Origin of the sequence: Citrobacter telavivensis (genome assembly GCF_041807075.1) — a bacterium.
Classification (GTDB): domain Bacteria; phylum Pseudomonadota; class Gammaproteobacteria; order Enterobacterales; family Enterobacteriaceae; genus Citrobacter_A; species Citrobacter_A telavivensis.
In genome coordinates this window covers 132,228-156,362 of the sequence record NZ_JBGUBF010000002.1, presented here as the reverse complement: position 1 = coordinate 156,362, position 24,135 = coordinate 132,228, and the positions used below count along the sequence as shown (strand labels likewise).

The 24,135-nt window shown below is 48.1% G+C and carries 14 protein-coding genes and 1 pseudogene; 13 read left to right on the top strand and 2 right to left on the bottom strand.

Features of this window, described 5'->3' with window-relative positions; all coding sequences use genetic code 11:
- Positions 1-188 precede the first annotated feature (188 nt).
- Positions 189-494 carry a hypothetical protein gene (locus tag ACERJC_RS11935; RefSeq protein ID WP_373671755.1) on the top strand — a complete coding sequence of 102 codons (306 nt, stop codon included), beginning with the start codon at positions 189-191 and terminating at the stop codon, positions 492-494.
- Positions 495-761: 267 nt separating this feature from the next.
- On the opposite strand, the gene ACERJC_RS11930 is transcribed toward ACERJC_RS11935, so the two are convergent.
- On the bottom strand, positions 762-896 hold the full coding sequence (locus tag ACERJC_RS11930) for a SymE family type I addiction module toxin (RefSeq protein ID WP_373671754.1): 135 nt from the start codon (positions 894-896) through the stop codon (positions 762-764).
- Between the two features lie 118 nt (positions 897-1,014).
- Here ACERJC_RS11930 and ACERJC_RS25520 point away from each other — a divergent pair.
- Positions 1,015-1,155: pseudogene (locus ACERJC_RS25520) on the top strand (cytidine deaminase-like fold-containing protein); the annotation flags it as partial.
- 13 nt (positions 1,156-1,168) lie between these two features.
- Positions 1,169-1,540, top strand: coding sequence for a DUF6911 family protein (locus ACERJC_RS11925; RefSeq protein WP_373671753.1), 372 nt, complete (start codon positions 1,169-1,171; stop codon positions 1,538-1,540).
- A gap of 447 nt (positions 1,541-1,987) precedes the next feature.
- Here the strand turns inward: ACERJC_RS11925 and ACERJC_RS11920 are convergent, their stop codons facing one another.
- Positions 1,988-2,995, bottom strand: coding sequence for a DUF4917 family protein (locus tag ACERJC_RS11920; protein WP_373671752.1), 1,008 nt, complete (start codon positions 2,993-2,995; stop codon positions 1,988-1,990).
- A 278-nt stretch (positions 2,996-3,273) separates the two neighbouring features.
- Here ACERJC_RS11920 and ACERJC_RS11915 point away from each other — a divergent pair, with 278 nt between their 5' ends.
- The 10 genes from ACERJC_RS11915 (at position 3,274) to ACERJC_RS11870 (ending at position 24,077) form a co-directional block, all read left to right on the top strand.
- Positions 3,274-4,491, top strand: coding sequence for a DNA cytosine methyltransferase (locus ACERJC_RS11915; protein ID WP_373671751.1), 1,218 nt, complete (start codon positions 3,274-3,276; stop codon positions 4,489-4,491).
- 17 nt (positions 4,492-4,508) lie between these two features.
- Entirely contained in the window at positions 4,509-7,067 is a 2,559-nt protein-coding gene (locus ACERJC_RS11910) for a hypothetical protein (protein WP_373671750.1), read from the top strand.
- Between the two features lie 14 nt (positions 7,068-7,081).
- Positions 7,082-9,172, top strand: coding sequence for a hypothetical protein (locus tag ACERJC_RS11905; RefSeq protein ID WP_373671749.1), 2,091 nt, complete (start codon positions 7,082-7,084; stop codon positions 9,170-9,172).
- Positions 9,173-9,191: 19 nt separating this feature from the next.
- The gene (locus ACERJC_RS11900) at positions 9,192-15,035 is read left to right on the top strand and encodes a DEAD/DEAH box helicase (protein WP_373671748.1); all 5,844 of its coding nucleotides are present in this window, start codon (positions 9,192-9,194) and stop codon (positions 15,033-15,035) included.
- A gap of 90 nt (positions 15,036-15,125) precedes the next feature.
- A complete protein-coding gene (locus ACERJC_RS11895; RefSeq protein ID WP_373671747.1) occupies positions 15,126-15,326 on the top strand; it encodes a hypothetical protein in 201 nt (66 codons plus the stop codon).
- Between the two features lie 293 nt (positions 15,327-15,619).
- Entirely contained in the window at positions 15,620-16,453 is an 834-nt protein-coding gene (locus tag ACERJC_RS11890; protein WP_373671746.1) for an HNH endonuclease, read from the top strand.
- Between the two features lie 231 nt (positions 16,454-16,684).
- On the top strand, positions 16,685-18,394 hold the full coding sequence (locus tag ACERJC_RS11885) for a class I SAM-dependent DNA methyltransferase (protein WP_373671745.1): 1,710 nt from the start codon (positions 16,685-16,687) through the stop codon (positions 18,392-18,394).
- A complete protein-coding gene (locus tag ACERJC_RS11880; protein ID WP_373671744.1) occupies positions 18,384-19,772 on the top strand; it encodes a restriction endonuclease subunit S in 1,389 nt (462 codons plus the stop codon). The genes ACERJC_RS11885 and ACERJC_RS11880 overlap by 11 nt, the downstream gene beginning before the upstream one ends.
- Complete coding sequence (locus ACERJC_RS11875; protein ID WP_121339976.1) at positions 19,765-20,946, top strand: DUF4268 domain-containing protein; 1,182 nt, start codon at positions 19,765-19,767, stop codon at positions 20,944-20,946. The genes ACERJC_RS11880 and ACERJC_RS11875 overlap by 8 nt, the downstream gene beginning before the upstream one ends.
- Positions 20,946-24,077 carry a type I restriction endonuclease subunit R gene (locus ACERJC_RS11870; protein WP_220152183.1) on the top strand — a complete coding sequence of 1,044 codons (3,132 nt, stop codon included), beginning with the start codon at positions 20,946-20,948 and terminating at the stop codon, positions 24,075-24,077. The genes ACERJC_RS11875 and ACERJC_RS11870 overlap by 1 nt, the downstream gene beginning before the upstream one ends.
- Positions 24,078-24,135: the final 58 nt, after the last annotated feature.

The window sequence follows — 24,135 nt, the reverse complement described above, 5'->3', positions numbered from 1 at the left end:
AGTGCTGTACTTCCCGAATGGGGGAACACTTTCCAAAACCAATCTATTATAAAGATCCCTAAAGGAACAACATATTACGAAGGAGCAGCTGCAGCACAAACTGGTACCCAAGGTACCCACCCGACATTGCATGGTGGCGGCACTCAGATATTTTTACCTACACCTAAAGATGACTGGATCATAAAAAAATGAATACGAGTGAAATAGTTGAGTATTGGGTAAGCAAAAGAAGCTCATTTTATTTCTTTCTACCAGACGGCCCCTATGGAAGGCCTTTTGATAATCAATATGTTATTGAAAAGATAGAAAAAAAAACAGATGGATTTAGAATTTTTCTTTCGGACAACCTAATGCTTAACTTTATTGGGGACGCAGAGGTTGATGATGAGGGATGTAATCTGAAAATTAAGAACTTTAATCACTGCATCTTCGTAAGAAATGGGAAAATTCTAAAAAAATATGATCATGGGGAAGTAGTTTTAAGTGGTTTCTGAATGATTCAGCTCCTGATTGCTATGCCGGGAGCTGCTTTTCTATATTCCCCAGCTGTAGGCAATTTATCCGGTGGAATCTTCACCGGGGCGGTAGCGTGTCCGGGCGAAAAAGGCGCGTCAGGGCAAAAAAGTTGTCGGCCGGATTGCATCGCTCGCGAAGCAATGCACTGGTCGGTCAGCACCGGTTGATATGTTCAGTATGTGATGCCAGGGTCGGTAACGGCTTCTGCGTGGTCAGTATCAGACAACCCGGCATCACTCGTACCCTTAGTGGTGTCTCGCTCTCAAATTCGCGTCTTCCAGACAGTCGCCCTTAAGCGTGATGGTGGAGGCAGGTTCGTGAGTCTGACTGTCGCGGATGTAACCAATGGCATAAAATCGCCCTTCGCTTAAGAGTTTCATGACCACCCGGCAGGCCCTTCGCCGTGAGGTTTCTTCAACTGCCATGATAAAACAGTAATGACAGTGGCGGCAGTACACCACAGATGGTGGTACAGGCTGTTGGGGGAATACTGGGAGGGATCCTTGCCGATATTGCCGCAGTGATATAGCAGCTATGGCTAATAAAGCGTGGCTAAAATCTTTAACAATTTATGAAGAGGCTACAGGATCAGTCCTCTACTGGCAGCCTAGCATGAAATCTCTCAAGGTTAGGGATTAAAATGAATTTTAAAATGAGCTGGACACTGGACGAAACAGGTGGCAATAAACAGATCTCAAATTGGGATATGGTATTAAATCAGTTTAAACAAATTCAGGGGAAAAAAGGAACCCTTACTCTTGATATACTGAACAGTGGCGATGATAGCGCTGAAATGCTTCAGGTCAGAACAGAGAATGGTTATTACTTGATAACATTAGGTGAAATTATCGAAGATGAATACCAAGTAAGAACGTACTGGGATTCATCTAAACCTGATACAGGAATGGTGATTCTTGGAGATTACTGGCCGGAATCTCAGCTTACAAAAGACTGTGAACTTATTGTTAAGATCTTAAAAGAGTTTTTTGATACTGGTAACGTATCAAAGGAACTTCTTTATTGAAATATAAATTCAAGACTTCAGCATCCTAAGTGGTGCTGCAGTTTGCTTATATGATGATGGCGTAATAGATCTTGTGTCACGGCAGGGTGGTAGCGTGCTCAGGAGAAAAAGGCCCTAACTAACTTAAAGTTAAGGGAAAAATTAGGTCAGCCACATAAACCTACGTCGGAAAGAGATGTTGTTGAGAATAACCTGACGAGTAAGTCTCTTATTGAAGTATATGCGTTAGCAGCCCCTGCAGGACAAGAGTGGCTTGTCCGGTTAGGTGGGATACTTACAAAATCAGCTCCTATTCCATGTCGAGATGCTCATAACGAATGCTTGATGTATCCTATTGAAAAATAATAATTTTAATCTACTTAAATTTATATTAAAGAACACAGTCTAGTAACGCGCCGCTTTAGCTATGCCCCTACGCCGTTACCAGTTAGGGTTAGGGTCCCTACATCAAATTTCGGGTGGCTTATTCCAGCAGCTCGGGCTTTCACTGTCAAAAAACTCTATCAGAATATTTTGCCCAAGATTATCTTTGATTAATTGATTGGCTCTATTGCAATACGCTTGGTCTTTTCTGAAAACGGATACCGCGACTCGCTTTATGCCCGCTCCAGCCATTCGTTTTAGCAGATGTACATCATGTTCGCCTATGCCCCAGCCTAGAATCACAAGATTTTCACACTGTTCGACGAGAACTTCCCGGTAAACCGTTGAAAGATAGAAACTGCTCTGAATAGAGTTTACTTTTTGTTCATGCGTTCCTTCGCTCACAAACAGCGGAACGACTTCCTCGCTTTGCCAACGTTTCAGAATCGATTCAAGTAAGCCCGCATTCTGAATATGAATTTTACTCTCCTGTTCGATACGATTTCGACACAATATGAGGCTGCCATGTGGGTAAAAAACAAGCGTGTTAGATTGTTCATTTCCAAGCATTCCTCTTAACCGTTGCCAATCCTGCTCAAAACGACCTCTGGCAAGAAAGCAGTCCTTAAATCGATGATGATCGTTGATATCCAAACCATATGTCATTGTCCAGTAAACGATCAGATCATAGTTAAGCGAAATAACCTTATTGAATCTTTTCAGAAACTCGTAAATATATGGCAGTTGTTCATCAACTTCATCATGCTCAGGATGCACATCTCGTACAGCCTGAATAAGGCATTCGCGTATCCGGAGGTAGGCCTCATGGGTACGGGCATCCTCAATGTCTAAAGATTTATTGACGTTAGACGCCTGCCAAACAATACGCAAAATAAGTTCGAAATCTTTAGTATTAAAAAAGTCAAAAAGTTTGCGTACATCCGCCTCCAGACTCTCTCTTTGTTTGACGCATTCAAGCAGAGATCCATATGCAAAACGAGGACTGACGGCGATACTTGCGCCGTTGCCCAGCAAAATAGTCCCATCGTATCGTGGCGCTAGCTCAGACCAAGGGAGAATGGTAAACGACATTTTAGCTATCCGCTCCAGTAGTGAATTTTTAAAATAAAAAACATTTTACAGCGCAGGTGCTGACTATTTGCATTTTTTGTCATCGTATCAACAACCTCACTTGCTGAAAGCAAAAGATTATCTTTGTTTTCAGTCAGTTTCTATACTTTGCCACATAGACAGCACCTTTATCGATATAGATATTATCTTCATGATTTTATAGACTATCTAGTTAAGAATATCTCTTTCAGGAAATTGATCGATGCCCAGATTCAGCAATACTATTTTATGGTCAGGTCATGAGCACTAAAGCCGTCACGAGCCACAATCATTTAACGGAACCTAATGAGGCGGGATTCACTTTCTATGAGTTTTTCGCGGGGGGGGGTATGGCCAGGGCAGGGTTGGGAAAACAGTGGCAATGCCTGTTCGCCAACGATATGGACCCGATAAAAGCATCGACCTACATCGACAACTGGGGCGACGAACATTTCGACATACGCGATGTACGCGAAATTGCACCCGATGAACTGCCGCTCCACGCTGATTTAAGCTGGGCCTCATTTCCCTGCCAAGATTTATCACTGGCCGGCAATGGCTTGGGAATTGGCGAAAGAGATTCCAGCGCGGATGAAACCACGCGTTCAGGCGCGGTATGGCCGTTCCTCGATTTAATAAGCAGGCTCGGCGAGGAAAACCGTAAGCCGCCGATTCTTGTTCTTGAAAATGTTCTTGGGTTGCTGACGCTGGATCAAGGGAGCCATTTCGCCGCGATATGCCATCAATTAAGTAAAACGGGCTACCGATATGGTGCAATAATCATTGATGCAAAGTACTTTCTTCCGCAGTCCAGGCCCCGCGTATTTCTTGTGGCGATTAGTCGTCATGTTTCCATTCCTGCATGTTTAGTTTCAGAAGAACCTTTGTCGCAATGGCATTCGTCGTCACTTCTTCGCGCCTGCGATGCGCTGGCGGAAGATGCCCGCAATGACTGGATCTGGTGGTCGCCAGGCAATATGCCAGACGCTAGAATGAAGGAGCTGGACGACTTAATCGATTTTGAAGACGAAAATGCGCTATGGCATTCTGTTGATGAAACACAACGGCTTATCAGTATGATGGCACCGGCACACATGGCGCGCCTGGCGAACGCGCAGGCATCCGGCGCAACAATAATAGGCAGCCTTTATTTACGCATGCGCAAAGAAAAAGGTGTAAACAGGCAACGGACCGAAATTACGTTCTCGACCGTTCTTGGTTGCCTTAGAACGCCAAAAGGTGGAGCTTCTCGTCCTCGTATTATTGTTGTCAAGAATAATCAGGTGAAAACGCGTTTGTTGTCGGTTAAGGAAGCGGCAGCATTAATGGGTTTGCCAGATGATTTTATCCTCCCGGCGGCGTATCAGTCGGCGTTTAAAGTGATCGGCGACGGCCTCGCCGTTCCTTCTGTCCGTTTCCTGGCCGAACGTATTCTGGAGCCACTGGTGATGGCCGTCAGAATTAATAATACCCACTGAACGGAGAATATTCGCGAATGAACGGGACGTCACCGGTTACGCTCGATGGCTGGGAAAGTAAACTGATTGATTATTTTCTTCGGTTCGGTGCTGACGACGATGCGCAGGATATTCGCTGGTTTGAAGTTACGCCGGAGACGCTCGCGGCAGCATTCGCCGACAGCGGCGTTAGCGCGGATGATGTTGAGGAAGCGTTTCGAACCTGCATGTCGAAAATACGGGAGCTGCCGCAGCGCCTTGCAGGCGGCATGATGGAAAAGTCAACTCGTCGTTCGCCCGGATATTTTACTTATCTGGTCATGACGTTACTTATTAGCAGTAAATTCGACGTACAGGAAAAACGCAATGATTTTCGCCTGAAACTACAGAGCTGGTTGCAGACCACGCATAGTTTTCAGAACTTATCCGGCGTCAACAAGATGTGGGAGGCATTAGCCGAATGGCTTGACCAACGTATTCAGGAAGGCGAGCCCTACAGGCGTCTTGTCCTGCCGCCGCGGGATGGCTGGGTCCAGATCGGTCACACACTGCGATTGGCATTCCCGAATAAAGCCGATCTACGCCTAATGAGCGAATGTCTTGAAAGCTATCCACAAGCTGGCGCGAACCCGCGCCAGCTAATTGAATACTTTCAAATCGTTATTCAGAGATACGGTGTTTCTCCTGCGCTGAAAGAGGCTTTTGCCGAATTCAGCGACGCTTGGTTGTTGGGTCATCGCGCGCTGTTCGATATGCCTTTCTGGCACCTGCGCCAACGAGCAGTCCAGCTATCTTCCTGTGTAACACCGCATCAGGCCATCATTGATATGTACGTCGATTTCGATGGCTCGCGGTGCTATTTCAGTGTCGCAGACAAGAGCGACGAAAGAGTTTTTCATCCTACATTATCCGAAGCTCTTATCGCCCGCGACGCCGAGAGTAGCGAAAATCTGGGGAAGGCGACGCAGGTTGGCTTACTCTTTTTTTACGAGATAGGACACGGACGCTGGAGAGCTAAATCGTCACCCGACGTAGACTCCCAACAGTTTCATATCGCTTTATCCAGTAAACATTCTGTACAGATGAGCAAGCGCCTGAATGAATATATTTCAGAGGACGAGTGGATTTTAACGTCGCAGCCGCTGAGCAGGGTTTCAGCGGCGGATTTATTCCGATTAATACGATCCTCTTCAGCTAATCAGGATGATGTCGTTACACGCCCTCAGCTATACGGAGGAATACGCGTCCCTGGCGGATGGCTGGGATTACCGGCATTTTTGCCTTATGTTGAGTCAGATACGCGACGCTACAAAATATATTCAACCGTGAATGATGAAGCAGGAACCAATATTTCTGTAATAGATGGTCGGCTGAATTCTTCTGAGCCGCTTAACGGTAAATTTTTCATCGAGCCAGCCCTTAAGGCGGGTGAACAAACGCCGCTCTGGCGGCGTCGCGCGCGTTTTTTCACCCGCGCCATACCGCACCCTACTTTAGGTGAAAGCGCAAGATACCGGTTTGAACTGCTTTGCGATTGGTTGACGTCTTCACTAAAGGCACCGACGTTTAATTTCGAAGGATTGTTTGAGTGGGAAGATAGCGAAGCGTGTTGCGATCACCTCCTCGAAGCGATTTACGCGAGTGGAGCCAGCGGCTGGGAAGAAGCTGAATTAATCGAGCTTCTCAAGCCTGTGACCGGTGATATCAACGTGTGGCATTTGATTCGTTGTTTACATCATGCGGGTCTGATCGAGCCGCGCTTGCGGCCTGGGTGGAAAGGTCGGGTATGGACATTAGTTAAACCTTCATTGCTTTATATTCGCAATGGAGAAAATAGTCTGATTGTTGTGGAAGGCGCAGTCTGCGCCAGTCTGATGGATGATTTTCAAAAAGCGGTCGCTGGGCTGGGTGGAAATAGTTTTCGTCGTTGCGGTGTAAGCCTCTGGTCGCCGCCTGTATTTGGAGCAGCACTAGCTAATCCTCTTGCGTTATCCCAGCGTATGGGATGGCCGCTTATCGAAGCACCGTCGTCATCCGATACAACACCACTTTCACTGGTCTCGACGGAGCGCACAGCTGAACTACACGAGCCAGCGGCTGTCTGGAACTGGCGTTCAGGAAGATTTCAGCAGCATGGTTCTGAGGATAAAGAGTCTGCTTCGCTGTCATATCATAATCACCCTGGCGGGCGAGATCATGATATTTATCGGGTTGTTTCCGGAAGCAAAACAATACATTATCTTTCTAGAACTGCAGCTATTATCGCTGCTGGCGCAAAAAACCGGCAACCCGTGTTTAAACGCATCACCAAAAATCATCTGCTATGTCTTATCACTGATTGCGGTCTGCCTGACGCGCTTGCCGCGGGAATACGGCGTCACACGCTCAGAAACGGAGGCCCAACGGATTCTGGTTATGTTTATCCTGTCGATGACGCCTCTTTCCTCTGGCTGAAATCGCTGCTTCCGGGATGTTTTTCTTCCCTCGCGCCGGACGGCGAGAGGGAAGCAAGCAATTTGGTTTCCTCCGCTCGCCATTCCGGCGGGAAAATACGTCTGACATGGCGAGACGGGCGACTCATGCTGGGTCCGAGATAATAAGGAAAATAACAATGAGTGAAATTCCCTGGTATCTTGGTCAATATGACCGCAGAAATTACCAGTCGTACTTCAAAGTTGTCGCGCAGGAAACCCAAGATGGCTGGAGTGTGATCGACAATCCTAAGAAGAAATTTCCTCGTACAGGGGAAGTCGAGTTTAACGGAACTGACCTTTTACAATTTCGCCCGCAAGAATGGGCTGCCTTTCAGGTGGGTCCAGGTCCTCGAAACAAGACTCAGGCGAAACACACCCGTCGTATTTATCCTTATTATGATTTATCTTCCGGGCAGTCACTGCTGGAGGCGCGTCGTAGATTAAGTTTCGATGGCATAACGGCAGACGGCGAACCGGGATTATGGGCTATCCGCTTCGGGTCCGATGCGCTTATTCTGGCTAATCTGGCGGAATCGAAATCAGGCAGCCTTATCCTATCCAGAAATCAGAACGTTTACGAATATGATTTCAATGAAAACGGCGTAATTATCGTATCCGGTATATCTGAAAGCGAAAATTTGTTTTATATGCCCGATGTCGATGCGTCACCAACCCAGGTCCATGACTGGACGCCGGATAAGCAATACATCGAAAACGTTATTCGACTACTTTCCTGCGCTGATTCAACAGCCGCGGTAGCTTCGTGGCTTCGGGTGCATACAAACGAGCAAAATGGGGAATTAACATCCGGCACCGAAGCGCTTCTGGCTGCCGCTCAAACGCTCCGGGCTGGAGAGCTGGCGAAGAAACTGGAAGAAGAGGATTCACTGGCTCGTCAATTTACTGAAGCGGTGTTGAAGGACCAGCATATCACCCGCCTTCTCGACCATCAGATAAAAAACATTGCGAAAGAAGAGCGAGTCGCATTGCGCGCCGAACAGCATAAGGCGCTCGAGAAAGAGTTTTCTATTGAACGACGGCGACGTCGTGAAGTTATTGAAACGGAAATGGCCGTTTTTGAGAAGACAAGTAAAAGCGAGATCGAAGAGAAGCTCACACAATTACGGCAGCTCGAAGAAGAAAAATTACACATTGATTTTGCAGAAAAGCAAGCGGATATAGAACAAACGCTCAAACAGGAAAAAGCGTATCTCGAAAGCGAAATTAGCCGTCTGAAAGACGCCAACGCTGATTTATGCGCTCAGAACGAAAACCAGCGTCAGATACTGGCTTCTTTGACCTGTGAACATGAAGACTGTTTGGCATCTTTAACAGATATCGAAGAACATACCGCTCAGGCGCAAATTGAACTCGAAAAAATAGATATCGCCATTGCTGAGAAGGCTCGTCGTATGGCTTACTCAGCGATCCCCGAAGTACGCCTCCCGGTGCAAGCGAGAGTCGTATCTTGCGAAGAGTTCGGTTATACCCTCAGAGAGAACAAGCTACTGACGTCTGACGGAAAGATACTCATGACGCAATTTCTGGCGTTGATGTTGGCCGGCGAGTGTCCATTGCTATATGGCCCGGAGACACAAGACTTCCTTGCTATTGCCGAATCGCTGATTTCTTCAGGCCGCTCCATCCGACAGATCGCCGATCCAACGATGATTTCCTGTGAAGATCTTTGGGTTCGTGCGGGAAATAATATGGCAACGCCGCTTTATCAGGGTTTATTGTTGAGCGAAGCCTCTTGTCCTCGAACGATTCTCGCCGTCATTGAAAGTGTCGAATGTTCCGCTGCGCGTTTCTGGCTGCCAACGCTGAAAGACCGATTACACGGCGGCGATTTGCCCAGACGCTTTCTGATTTGCGGCACCATTGAGAACGAAGATTGTGAAGAAGCGGAGAAAATGAAGGAACAACATCTTCGCCTACGGATGGAAAACGTCGTCATTCAGAATGCGATTGCGCTGTCCCCTTTGCACCTTTCCCCGGAAAATCATACTGAACTGGACCCTGGCATAGCATCGCAAGGTTCACTCCCGGATAAACTCGCTATCACGGATAAAATGTCAGCCGGACGTTTGGATCTGGCAAATACCCTACGGGCGATGCGAACGGCACATGAAGTCGCGCCGTTTGATGATGAAAACAAAGCGATACATCAGAAGCAGTTAGTCGATTTATACGCTGATTTGCAGAATAACGAGCTGTACGCCCAATAAATTACAGGAGAAGGAAATCATGTTAGATCCAATTGGCGGTTTTCGCCGCATTCAGGACTTCTTCATTTCATATATAGAAACCAGCTTTCGAATTGCCGATCCTTCAGTCGCGGACTCAAGACGCAATCTCTTGAATAGCAGCGGGGAATTTGCCGCAGAGCCCTACATTGAACCTGTTTTACGGTATGAGTCTTCGGATAAAACGCTTGAAGCTTTGGCCGAGATGGACAGCGGGCCGCTGAATAGCTTGTCTTCCAAAGGCCGTAAAGCGTTCGTCGAACTAGCGTTATCCGGTCTGTTCGATTCTAAACCAGGCGACGAAGTCTGGCCGCGTCGTTCGGTCCATGCGCCCTATAGCCACCAGACTCAAATGCTAGAGCGCGGTATTCGCCCCGGCTGCCCCGGCATTGTGACATCGGGAACAGGTTCGGGAAAAACGGAAAGTTTTATGTTGCCGATACTGGCTGCATTATCGAATGAGGCTGTCAACTGGGCCAAGCCTCGCGATGGCTATCTGCAAAATCGGTGGTGGAATGGCGAAAAAACAAACTGGGTTTCTCGTCGCGAAGGAGAAAGACGCCCTGCAGCGGTCAGGGCGATGGTGCTTTACCCAATGAACGCTCTGGTTGAAGATCAAATGGCGCGTTTGCGTAAAACACTAGATTCCGACGATGCGCGAGAGGTCATGGAGCAGCGTTTCGCCGGAAACAAGATCTTCTTCGGGCAATATACCAGCGCCACACCGATTACCGGCTACTCTAACCATCCTCGTCTTTCCGGCATCAGTTCGGAAAAAAGCCGCCGGGCTCGTAATCTTGAAAAATTACGTAAGGCGTTGAAACGAATTGATAGCGATCAGCAGGCTGCGCGCGCATTCGACGAAAAAGTAAACGCTTCGGAAAAGACCCGATATATATTTCCTTCTACAGACGGCGGGGAAATGATGTCTCGCTGGGATATGCAGGCTGCCCCGCCTGACGTTCTTGTCACTAACGCCTCAATGCTAGGGGCAATGCTTTCGCGCGAAGTCGAAGACGGTATTTTTGATGCTACGCGCGAATGGTTGATGAATAACAACGATGCGTACTTCTATCTGGTATTCGACGAGCTGCATTTAATGCGCGGTTCCGCTGGAACCGAAACCGCAATGTTGATTAAGTCGCTGATTATCAGACTTGGGCTTGACGATCCGAAACATCGCTACAAACTGCGTTTGCTGGCGTCTTCCGCATCGCTGCCGATGGATGGAGCTGATGGAGAACAATCACGGAAATACCTTCGAGATCTCTTTGCGCCCTTTGGCACTTGCCGCGATTCTCTGGATCCCGGTAGCGATAAGCCTGATTTCTGGCGTAACTGCGTCATTCAGGGAAAACCTTATATACCGTTGAAGCCAGAAGGAAAAATCGCCGTGCGGCCTTTTGCCGCATTAATGCGGGTTGCCCTTGAGAATCAGGGAAATGTCATTCGCAATTTGAATATGACGGACGCGCTGAGTCAGGCTTTGTCTGATGTATTCCTAGCTCTGAGCGTGAATGCGCAAAATGATATGCAAGGCATTAAACAAGCGGCGGAAAAAGCGGCTGCGCTATTGACCAACGCTTGTATAGAAGAAGACGGCGAGTTGCCACGAGCAATGCCTCCAGGACTTATCATAGATAAGATTTTTCTGAAGGAAGACTCGGATAAACCAGATGAATTGGAATTAGCATTACGCGGGTTAATGCTGGTGCGCGCGCTGCCGGAATGCGGAGTGGTTTGCGAGAAGCCCGCCAACGTCACACCAGCTTTTCGCGTGCATACATTCGTCAGAAATATTGAAGGTTTCTTTGCCTCCGTATCGGCGGGAGAGCAAAAGGCGAAATTCGCAGACTTTTGCCTAGAGCGAGGGCTGTCGCATGCGCCATCAACACCAGCCGGAAAACGTGGTCGCCGTTTGTTCGAAATGTTGTATTGTGAAGCGTGTGGCGAGTTACTGATCGGGGGGCAGAAGGGACAGAATCACGGTAAAATCATCGAATTATTACCTTCAGCGACAAATCTGGAAAATCTTCCAGAACGCCCTAGCGCTGAATATTACGATGATATGACACTGGATGAGTTCGCGGTTTTCTGGCCTGTCGATATAGCTGATCGACCGCCGGTAGGTTGCGAAAAAGGTTGGGATGTCTGGGAAAAAGCGGCGCTTAATCCTGTTACAGGCATAGTGACCACTGGTCAGGAAACATCAACGACGAATACTGACGTAGTTCGCGGGTATATCTATTTCCAGAATCAGGTTAAGCCTAAAAAAGGTGAGCCGCCGAAGAAACCCTCTGCGCAACCTTTCTGCTGCCCTAGCTGCGGTATTGACTATTCCAGCCGGCCTGCCAGCAATCGTTCCAGATCGCCCATTCGCGCATTTCGTACCGGTGTAACGAAATCATCCCAACTGGTTGCAACGGAGCTATTTGAATTACTGCATGCGATCGGCGCAGAAGCAAAGAGTATTGTTTTCTCAGACAGTCGACAGGATGCGGCATCAATGGCGCTGGAAATCGAACGGCTGCACTTGCGCGATCTACGCAGGGAAATATTGATCGCAGCGTCCAGGGCGATGATTAACGAGGCCGAAAGCGGGTTCATTTCAGACAAGGATATTGAAGAAAGGAAAGCCAAAGCTAAACAATCTGGAGACTACGATGAGTATGCCAAACTAGATAACCTTCAAAAAAGCCAAGTCGGAATTACCGAGCTTTGTAAATATCGACGGGTAAAAATAGACAAATTGCTGGAGTCTGAAGGCGGCTCAATCGGAAGAATCACATCTGAGCTAGTCGGACTGGGAATATCACCCTATAAATACCGTTCTAATTCAGATGAGAATGATAGCGCTGTTTGGCATGCTAATTTCATTAAAGAAGAGGAATCGGTTAGATTCAGTGAAAGACTTCCTTCTCATGAACTAATGAAAATAAAGACGAAAATATCTTACGATCAATCTGAACTGATAGATGACGTTATCTTCGCCAATACTTTTTTCGCGCTGGAAGAAACAGGACTGGCATACCCATGTATCTCAGATAAAGATGACACGCCGGAAATTGATGCTTGGCTAAGGGTTTTTTCCGGTGCCTATCGTGTTAAAGAGAATAAATATTTCGATGCAAGCCGTACTCGTGATTGGTATGTTGGGAAAGATGTTGAAAAAGAGAAAATTAAGCGAGTCGCGAGAGTTTTATTCGGTGATAACAACTATCAAGATGGGTTGACGCGTATATTAAAGCAGTTTACTGATTTGAAACATCCAGCAGGATTAATTAGTATCGGTAAGTTGTTTCTTAAAGTTGCTAAACCTGGCGATAATTACTGGCAATGCGGTAATTGTGGGCGAATTCACTTACATTTAGGATTCAAACATTGTACCCGTTGCGTAAACCCGCTCGACATTAAACCCAGCGGAGTTGTCGAAGAGCTATGGGAAGAAAATTTTCTTGGTAAACGCATTGTACGTGGAGAGCGAGACGGAGTTAAACGTTTCCGGCTGAACGTCGAAGAATTGACGGGACAAACGGATGATTTCTCCGATCGTCTGCGTAAGTTCAAGGGTATTTTCGTCGATAAGATGAGTGAACTTGAAAAGCTAGATGCGGAAATAGATATGCTTGCTGTTACCACGACAATGGAAGTTGGAATTGATATCGGTTCACTTCAGTCTGTTTATCAGGCGAACATGCCGCCTCAACGGTTTAACTACCAGCAGCGCGTCGGTCGAGCTGGACGACGCGGTCAAGCTTTTTCTTTCGTTATCACATTTTGTCGCGGACGTACTCATGATGCTTACTATTTCGCCCATCCTCATGCGATCACCGGTGATCCACCGCCGCCGCCCTTTCTGGCGGTAGATCACGATGCCATTCCATTAAGACTTATGCGGAAAGTATGGCTTAGAGCTGCATTTAATCTTTTACGCGAAGAGGATCATAAAAACGGAACAACTTTCCCTGGAGATAAGCTCGTTCCTCCTGATATTCATGGCGAATATGTTTCTACGCATGATTACTATCATAGCGATGAAACAAATTGGGCTGAACGATTGCTGGGAGCATTGAAAGCGACTCAGAATATACATGATCGTTTTATTGAAGCAGCAACATTCGCTCCAGAGCAAAAACAACGTCTTTATTCCGCATTAAATGCGGAAAGAGTAATTGATGAAATCGCTGAACTGAATGCTTATGTCCCTGAAGAAGATATGGGGCTCGCTCGTTTCCTGGCCGAACACGGTAAACTGCCGATGTATGGAATGCCGACACGGGTGCGCAACCTTTATTTGGGATTGCGTAAAACAAAAGGTCTAAATGCTCAAGAAGAATACGAATGGTCGACGATGGATCGAGATCTTGATCTCGCAGTTTTCGAATATGCTCCCGGTTCTGTATTGATTAAGGATAAGAAAAAGCATGAGGTAATAGGCTTTACAGGCAATTACCAGGAACCACAGGTCAAAAATAACCGAATATCGGATCTATCGACGGTAGGCTCATGGCAGGAGTCATGCAGCCATGTAGCAATTTGCCCGGCATGTGGCTCCGCCAAGCTGGAGTTACATAAGCCTGGCAGCGATATTAATTGCGAGGATTGCCGCGCTCCTATTAGTCCTGACGAATTCAGGCTTTATATCACGCCCGCCGCTTTTCGCACGGATTTCAAACCCAAAGACGATATAGATAGTTTTATCCGCATGTCGTTGAAAACCACGGCGACAGTGTTGCATGAAGGCGTTCCAACAAAATGCGATTCTTTCACTGTGCAACGCGGCGAAGTGACCATCCTGCGCCTCAACGATGGTCCTATTAATGGAGAAAAGGAAGGTGAACGATTTACTGTCGACTTGGTAACCGATCAAAAAGCACCGATGCCCTTTTCTACATATTGTTCGTCAGTTAAAGGCGAGCAGGCTATCGATTCAGGATGGCTGGAATCGCACAATAACCCGCGCTGGCAGTTTAGCGGCAAGAAAAAAAGTTTTGGGCTTATATCGAGCAAAGAGACCGAATCGCTTCATCTTGAACTAACGAAATTCGATACTCGCCTTAATCTGAATATGGTCGCCAGATACGGAGAGTACATGAATTTGCCTACGCGCGCCGCGGCTATCAGCGCAACCCAGATATTGACGCATAAAGCAGCGCTCTATCTGGATGTTTCGCCAGATGAATTTGAAATACTTGAACCCCGACTACATCTTGGTAAACCCATATTGCAAATCGCCGACGCGTTAATCAACGGTTCAGGATTATGCAGACGGCTTGCCGAACCAGCAACTGCTGACGGCTTACCTTTGATAGTCAAATTATTACATGAGATTCTCGAAGAGAAAAACGACTGGCCGATGGTTGATTTTCTAAAAAATGATCACCCGACTCAGTGCAAAACCGCGTGTTACAAGTGCATACAGCGCTATGGCAACCGTCAATATCACGGCTTGTTGGACTGGCGTTTAGGTATGGCCTATTTACGAGCGATGGTTATGCCTGAATTCGCATGCGGCCTGAACTCCGTCGACTGGAACCAACCGGAAATGAAAGGCTGGCGAGAAAGAGCGTTTGAGTTAGCGGAAGACGTCGAGGCGCTACGACCAGGAACAATCAAATTGTCAAAAGAGCATTCATTACCTGTTCTTATCGAAGTACAGGACGGAAAAGAGCTTTGGCGAGCGGCCGTAACGCATCCATTATGGCAATGGAGAGACGCCGAACGTGATGCCCTTATCAACACTTTTGGATTGGTTGATGGGAAGTCGCCGCTACGATTCATCGATACATTTGAACTGGAAAGACGACCACTGCGTGCGCTGACGAACCTTAAAAAATTGCAGTAGCGTTTATTGTTACTGGCTGGTGTTTTTAGCCGAAGACGCTTTCGATGCGAAAGCGCATTTAAGCGACGACATAACATAGCGAGGTTTACGATGGATACGGTTTCTCCTGCTAAACGAAGCTATGTTATGTCCAAGGTTAAGGGGAGAGATAGCAATTCAGAAAGAATCGTTAGACGTCTCGTCTATCATGCTGGATTTCGTTATCGTTTATGCGATCCGCGATTGCTGGGCAAGCCAGATTTAGTGTTTTGGGGAAAGCGTAAAGTTATCTTCGTGCATGGCTGTTTTTGACATGGTCATGAGGGATGTCAGCGACATCGTATGCCAAAGTCAAACCAGGAATACTGGTTTGTTAGGTTGGGGAAAAACAAAGTCAGAGATACTTTGCATTTATCAAAACTACATGAAATGGGTTGGCAGAAGTTGGTGGTTTGGGAGTGCGAACTTAAAGAAACAGATATCCTTTTGGAAAAAATGAAAACGTTCTTAAAAGAATGATGGACCGGACAAATTTTAATAAAACGTTGCGTATTTATATAGATAGATAGTAGTTTTATAGAAAACCCTCACATAAGATCATTATAATGCTTGTTTTTGATAAAAACGGTACTGAACTGAACGCAGAGTGCACAGTAGATGAAGAAGATGGGGTTTATGGCCTAATCCTTGAGTCTTGGGGACCAGCACACAGAAACAAAGACTACAATATTGCCCTCGATTGTATCATTGAGCGACTGATCAATTCCGATGTAGATAATGTCGTTGTATATCTTGCCTCATCGACAGCCAGAAAGCATATGCCGTCCATAGCTGAAAGAAAAATCCATCCTGGTGAATACTTTTCTCTAGTAGGTAATAGCCCTCGAGATATTCGCCAAGAAATGTGTAGTTATCAAGCTCATTTCAGTAGCACAGGTAGAAAAGAAGTTCCTTCTGGTAACAGGACCAAACGAATAATGATAAGTGTTCCTAAAGTCAACAGTGGCGAATTTTGGAAACCAATAATACATGGAGAATCATCAGATCTCTTGCAACCTACAGATGATGAGAACGTTCTGAATACAAGAGTTAGCAAATTAATAAAAAAACCTCTGAGTAAGCCCAAAGGATATAAAGTACCAGGCGCGGTAGAGCGACTTCAAAAGGTCTATGTTAGAGATCCTGCGGTGAAAGCTTGGATCTTGCAGCAAAGTAAGGGTGTTTGTGAAAACTGTGGTGCAAAGGCACCGTTTTATTTAAACGATGGTAGCCCATACCTGGAAGTACATCACGTGATACCTCTATCTTCAGGAGGTGCTGATACCACAAGCAACTGCGTTGCACTTTGTCCCAATTGCCATAGGGCCTTGCACTACAGTCAAAATGCGAAAGAACTAGTCGAGATACTTTACATTAATACAGATAGATTGCAGAAGTGAGGGGGTTCTTTTCTAAGTGGCTTGCAGACGGGCAACGTCCCATTTCTTTAAGAATAAGCAAGCGAGACGATGATCTAGTTTCCTCTTTTTTACCCTGCAAAAGCAAACTTCTTGAAGCCGTGTCGTTTGTAATCGCCTTCGTTCCGGGTATCATTTTGCGAACTGCGTTCCAAAACTGAATTTGCGATAAAGCATGGCTGCTTTTCGCTACGAACTACCCCGAGGATTTTCATGAACAACGCCGAACAACGGTTTCTGAACGAACTGGATAACAAATTCTGGAAGGCCGCTGATAAGCTGCGCGCCAATATGGATGCCGCCAACTACAAGCATGTGGTACTGGGGCTTATCTTCCTGAAATATGTGTCCGATGCCTTCGAGGCTCGTCAGCAGGAGCTGCTCACCCTGTTCCGCGATGTCGGCAATCCGGACAACATCTACGCCATGTCACGCGACGATTACGACTCCGATGAGGATTACGCGCAGGCGATAGTTGATGAGCTGGAAGTAGAAGATTACTACAAAGAAAAGAACATTTTCTGGGTTCCGAAAGCGGCGCGCTGGGACACGCTGAAAAACAAAGCCATGCTGCCGACCGGTACCGTGCTGTGGGTGGACGAAACCACCGGGCAGGAGGTGAAGCTGCGCTCCGTCTCCTGGCTGGTGGATAACGCGTTAGATGAAATCGAAAAAACCAACCCGAAGCTGAAAGGCATTCTGAACCGCATCAGCCAGTATCAGTTGGGCAATGAAGTGTTAACCGGTCTGATTAACACCTTCTCTGACGCCAACTTCAGCAACCCGGAATATAACGGCGAGAAGCTCAATTTAAAGAGCAAAGATATTCTCGGCCACGTTTACGAATATTTCCTTGGCCAGTTCGCGCTGGCAGAAGGCAAGCAGGGCGGCCAGTACTACACGCCAAAAAGCATCGTTACCCTGATCGTCGAAATGCTCCAGCCTTATAACGGCCGCGTGTATGACCCGGCGATGGGCTCCGGCGGGTTCTTTGTGTCCAGCGACCGCTTTATTGAAGAGCACGCGGGCGAGAAACAGTACAACGCCGCAGAGCAGAAACAGAAAATCTTCGTCTACGGTCAGGAGTCCAATCCGACCACCTGGAAACTGGCGGCGATGAACATGGCGATCCGTGGCATCGACTTTAACTTCGGCAGCAAAAACGCCGATACCCTGCTGGATGACCAGCACCCGGATCTGCGCGCCGACTTCGTGATGGCTAACCCACCGTTCAACATGAAGGAGTGGTGGAGTGCGAAGCTGGAAGGTGATGTGCGATGGAAATACGGCACGCCGCCGCAGGGCAACGCCAACTTTGCGTGGATGCAACACATGATCCATCACCTGGCCCCGAAAGGCTCGATGGCGCTGCTGTTGGCCAACGGCTCGATGAGCTCCAACACCAACAACGAAGGTGAAATCCGCCGCAACCTGATCGAAGCCGATCTGGTGGAGTGCATGGTCGCGCTGCCAGGCCAGCTGTTTACTAACACCCAAATCCCGGCCTGTATCTGGTTCCTGACCAAAGACAAATCCGGCGGCAACGGCAAAGCGCACCGCAAAGGTGAAGTGCTGTTTATCGACGCGCGCCAGATTGGTTATATGAAAGACCGCGTGCTGCGCGACTTTACCCGCGAAGATATTGCCAAAATTGCCGATACCTTCCACAAATGGCAGACGGATAAAGAGTACGAAGATGAAGCCGGATTCTGCTTCTCGGCAACGCTGGAAGACATCCAGAAAAACGATTTTGTGCTGACCCCTGGGCGCTATGTCGGTGCCGCCGAGCAGGATGAAGATGATGAGCCCTTTGCCGAGAAGATGGCACGGCTGACGGCTCAGCTTAAAGAACAGCTGGCAGAGAGCGCGAAGCTGGAAGCGCAGATTAAGGCGAATCTGGGGGGGCTGGGTTATGAGTTTTGAGTTATATGAATACAAAATTGAGGATCTAGGTAAAGTTATCACTGGTAAAACACCGCCTTCCAAAATTAGTGATGCTTTTAGCGCACAAGGTATTCCTTTTGTAACGCCAAAAGATATGGACGGTCGTAGACTTATAGATAAAACCGAAAGGTATTTGTCTTCCCAGGGTGTCGAAGCGGTGCGGAATTGCTTACTGCCTCAAAATAGTATTGCGGTGTCTTGTATTGGTTCAGATATGGGTAAAACGGTTTTATTACCCGGTGAAAGCATTACTAATCAGCAGATAAATGCCATCGTTGTAGATTCAGAACGTTTTGATTACAAGTATGTCTATTATTATCTTTCAACTCTGCAGGATGATTTCAAAGCAATTGCTGGAGGAAGTGCAACTCCAATTTTGAATAAGGGGCACTTTAGCCAATTTAAGGTTTCATTACCCGTTAAACTCTTGCAAAATAAAATCGCTTTAATACTTGACTCCTTGGATACAAAAATAGAAGTAAATACCGAAATCAGCCATACTCTCGAACAAATGGCCCAAGCCCTGTTCAAAAGCTGGTTTGTAGATTTTGAACCGGTAAAAGCCAAAATCGCAGCGCTGGAAGCGGGCGGTTCGCAGGAAGAATCCACACTTGCGGCCATGACGGCGATTTCCGGGAAAGAGGCTGATGCGCTGGTGGTTTTTGAGCGTGAACACCCTGAGCAATATGCAGAGTTAAAAGCCACGGCAGAACTGTTTCCGTCTGTGATGCAGGATAGTGAGATGGGGGCGATTCCAGAAGGTTGGGCTTTGGGGACATTAAGTGACATTGCTATTTTTGCCAACGGTAAAGTGGACGTTTCTTCTCTGACACCGGCTACATATGTTTCTACTGAGAATATGCTTGAAAATCGAGCCGGTATTTCTAGCGCTTCTTCATTACCCTCTGTAAACAGCGTTCCTAATTTTAGACGTGGACATGTTCTGATTTCCAATATTCGCCCTTATTTCAAGAAAATTTGGTTAGCTCGGTTCGAGGGAGGCCGTTCGGCGGACGTGTTAGCCTTTGAAGCAAGAGACTCTGTTACCGTGGAGTACATTTACAATTTGCTTTATCAAGAATCGTTCTTTGATTTTATGATGCTGACTTCTAAAGGTGTGAAAATGCCTAGGGGAGATAAAAAAGCGATAATGGGTTGGCAGTGTATTTGCCCTGAGAAGAAAATCTCACACGCTTTTTCAAAGGCTGTTGGTAACTATTATTCATTTATTGAAAGCAATCATGCTCAGAATAAGACTTTAACCCAACTCCGCGATACCCTTCTCCCCAAACTCCTCTCCGGCGAAATCACCCTGCCCGAAGCAGAGCAGGCAGTAAGCGAGGCGGAAAATGTATAAAGTCGATACGCCGACCAATAGCTTGCACTCCTTGCAAGAAGTGTCGTTCAGCAGCCTCGGCTTTCGCGAGCGCGATCATTTGCAGGAGTGGCTGGCGAAAAATCCGCAGACGCTGACCAAAAAAGACGACAAAGAAGACGAACTGCTGATTATCCAGAAAGAGTTCGCCGGCTTTGACGACACCAAAGAGCGCCTCGATCTGCTTGCACTCGATAAAAAAGGCAACCTGGTGATCATCGAGAACAAACTCGATGACTCCGGGCGCGACGTAGTCTGGCAGGCGCTGAAATACGCCGGATACTGCGCCAACCTGCGTCAGGAGAGCGTGGTGGAGATCTTCCAGCTCTATCTGGATCAGTACGATCCCAGCGAGAACCGCCAGGCAGCAGACGTCATCGCCGAGTTTATAGGCTGGGAAAGCCTGAAAGAAGGGGTGCTCAACCGTAAAGGCACCCAGCGGGTCATCATGGTCGCGGCCAATTTCCGCAAAGAGGTCACCAATACCGCGCTGTGGCTGATGCAGTTTGGTATCCGCGCCCAGTGCTTCAAAGTGACCCCTTACCGTTTTGGTGAAGACGTGTTTGTCGATATCCGCCAGGTTATCCCAACCCCGGAAGCGGAGTCATACATGATCGGCATGGCGCAGAAAGAGGCGGAAGAGCAGTCAACCTCCAGCAGTAGCGAACTGCAACAGCGTCATTATCTGCGCCGCGAATTCTGGACGATGGCGCTGGAAAAATTCCGCACCAGCCCCTGTACACTGTTTAACAACCGTGCCCCCTCAACCGATCACTGGCTGGCCGCCGGGTCGGGCGTCAGCGGCGTGCCGTTTGAGCTGATCTTTTCCCAGAAAGACGCTCGCGTGCAGCTCAATATTTCGCGCGGGGATGCGCTGGAAAACACCTGGTTATTTGAACGCCTGCAGGAACGCAAAACGCACATTGAATCGCTGTTTGGCGAGCCGCTCGACTGGCGATTGCTGCCAGAGCGAAAAAGCTGCCAGATCGTCTGCTCAAAGGCGTTTGACGGCGGCAATAAAGAGATCTGGCCTGCCATTATCAACTGGATGATGGATAGCATGAACCGTCTGGAAAAAGCGATCCGCCCGAGCCTGCTGGAACTGGCGATTGAGCTGAAACAGACCGGTATGATCACCGAGGGAGAGGAAGAGTAATGCTGAGCGAAGACGATTTAGAGCAGCAATGCCTGAAATGGTTTGCTGAACAGGACTGGGAAGTGCTGCACGGGCCAGATATCGCACCGGATGGAGACAACCCGCTGCGTGCTTCATTTCATGATGTGTTTCTGCGCCCGGTGATGCTGGAGCAGCTGCAAACCATCAACCCCCATCTCCCTGTTACCGTGCTGGAAGAGGTGATACTGCGTATTACCCGCCCCGAAAGCCCGGATCTGGTCGTCAGCAATAAAGCCTTTCATCACCTGCTGCTCAATGGCGTACCCGTTGAATATAAGCATGAAGACAAGGTGATTCACGACAACGCGCTGTTAATGGATTTCAACCATCCAGACAACAACCGCTTTATGGTGGTGAACCAGGTCGCCATTCAGGGAACAAAACAGGTGCGTCGCCCGGATGTCATTGGCTATATCAATGGCCTGCCGGTAGCGGTGCTCGAACTCAAAAGTCCCATTGATGCTAACGCCGATATCTGGGCGGCGTTTAACCAGTTACAGACCTATAAAAATGAACTGAGCGACCTGTTTATCTGCAACGAAGCGCTGGTGGTGAGTGACGGGCAGAATGCGCGTATCGGCTCGCTGACTGCCGATGAAGAGCGCTTCCTGCCATGGAAAACCGTGGCTAACGAAGATGATAAACCGCAGTTTGACTGGCAGTTACAAACCGTCGTGAAGGGCTTCTTTAACCGTGCGCTTCTGCTCGATTACATTCGTTATTTTGTGCTGTTTGAGTCTGACGGTAAACGGCTGATCAAGAAAATTGCCGCCTATCACCAGTTCCACGCGGTGCGTGAAGCGGTTGCGGCCACGATTGTGGCGTCTACCGGCAAACACCTGCCGCTGCGCAGCAACATTACCCCCGGCAGTAAAAAAGCGGGCGTGGTGTGGCATACCCAGGGCTCTGGCAAAAGTATCTCTATGTGCTGCTACGCCGGAAAGCTGCTGCAACAGGCGGAGATGAACAACCCGACCATCGTGGTGGTGACCGACCGTAACGATCTGGATGGGCAGCTTTACGCCACCTTCTGCCAGGCGCAGGATTTGCTGAAACAGATGCCGTTACAGGCTAACGACCGCGACGAGCTGCGCGAGTTGCTCAATGCTCGTGAATCCGGCGGCATCATCTTTACCACCGTGCAGAAGTTTGCGCCGCTGGACAACGAGCGGAGCCATCCGGCACTCAATCAGCGCAGCAATATCGTGGTGATTTCCGATGAAGCGCACCGTAGCCAGTATGGCCTGAGTGCCACGCTGGACCGTGAAACCGGGGTCTATAAATACGGCTATGCAAAGCACATGCGCGATGCACTGCCGAACGCGTCGTTTATGGGCTTCACCGGTACGCCGATTGCCTCTGAAGATAAAGATACCCGTGCCGTGTTCGGTGATTACGTCTCGATATACGACATTCAGGATGCGGTGGATGATGGCGCGACAGTACCTATCTACTACGAATCCCGTCTGGCAAAACTCGATCTGAATCATGAGGAACTGGAAACGCTCTCCGACCAGGTAGATGAGCTGGTGGAAGATGAAGAGACGGACCAGCAAGAGAAAACCAAAGGTGACTGGAGCCGTCTGGAAAAACTGGTGGGATCTGAGCCACGTATCAAACAGGTAGCTGCGGATCTGGTTCAGCATTTTGAAACGCGCAACGCGGCCATGAACGGTAAAGCGATGATTGTCGCCATGAGCCGTGATATCTGTGTGAAGCTCTATGATGCCATCGTCGCAATCCGTCCGGACTGGCACAGTACAGATGTCGAACAAGGTGCCATCAAAGTCATCATGACGGGCTCGGCATCTGATAAAGACCATCTCCAGCCGCATATATACAACAAGCAGACCAAAAAGCGTCTTGAAGCCCGTTTTAAAGATTTGAACGATCCGCTGAAGTTGGTGATTGTCCGCGATATGTGGCTGACCGGGTTTGATGCGCCGTGTTGCCACACCATGTATATCGATAAACCGATGCGCGGCCATAACCTGATGCAGGCCATTGCGCGCGTTAACCGCGTGTTCCGGGATAAACCCGGCGGGCTGGTGGTGGATTACATTGGCATTGCCAACGAGCTGAAGCAGGCTCTGAAAACGTACACTGACTCGAAAGGGAAAGGGCAGACCACGGTAGATGCGCGGGAAGCCTTAGCCATTCTGTTGGAAAAAATCGATGTCATTCATGGGATGTTCGCATCCTCAGCAGGAAAACCCGGCTTTAGCTACGAAGGCTTTTCTCGCGATCCATTAGCATTTTTACGCGATGCCGTGAACTACATTTTGGGTCTGGATGACGGTAAAAAACGCTACCTCGACGTTTCACTGGCGATGAGCAAAGCCTGGTCGCTCTGTAACACCCTTGATGAAGCTGAGCCCTTACAGGAGGAGTTCGCGTTTCTTTCTGCCGTCAGAGTGGGGCTTATCAAACTTGATCCGAAGGCAAAATTTAGCCAGTCAGAAAAAAACTCCCTGTTGAGCAAGATTCTCGATAACGCCGTTGTTGCAACCGGCGTTGAGGATGTGTTTGCTCTGGCGGGGTTAGATAAACCCAATATTGGGCTGCTGTCGGATGAGTTCTTGGAAGAAGTGCGGGAAATGCCACAGCGTAATCTGGCGGTGGAACTGCTGGAAAAACTGCTAAATGACGGCATCCATGCTCGTTCTGGTAATAACGTGGTGCAGCAGAAAAAATACTCTGACCGCCTGAAAGCCGTTTTGCTGAAATACAATAACCGGGCGATTGAAACCGCGCAGGTGATTGAAGAGCTTATCCAGATGGCGAAAGCGTTCCAGGAAGCGATGGCGCGTGATGAAGCGCTGGGGCTAAACCCGGACGAAATCGCGTTCTACGATGCACTGGCGGAAAACGATAGCGCGGTACGAGAGCTGGGTGATGATGTCCTTAAGAAACTGGCTATCGAAGTCACGTTAAAATTGCGTCAATCCACAACTGTAGACTGGCAGGTACGAGAAAGCGTGCGTGCGAGGTTACGTATTCTGGTGCGCCAGACACTACGCAAATATAAGTATCCGCCGGATAAAACACCGGGTACGGTGGAGCTGATTTTAAAACAGGCTGAGGTTATCTCGAATCATTGGACGGTATAGCAACTGATGAGTTCTATCCGCCGAGGATGACGGTGAATTTTAGTCTCAAAAAAATCTC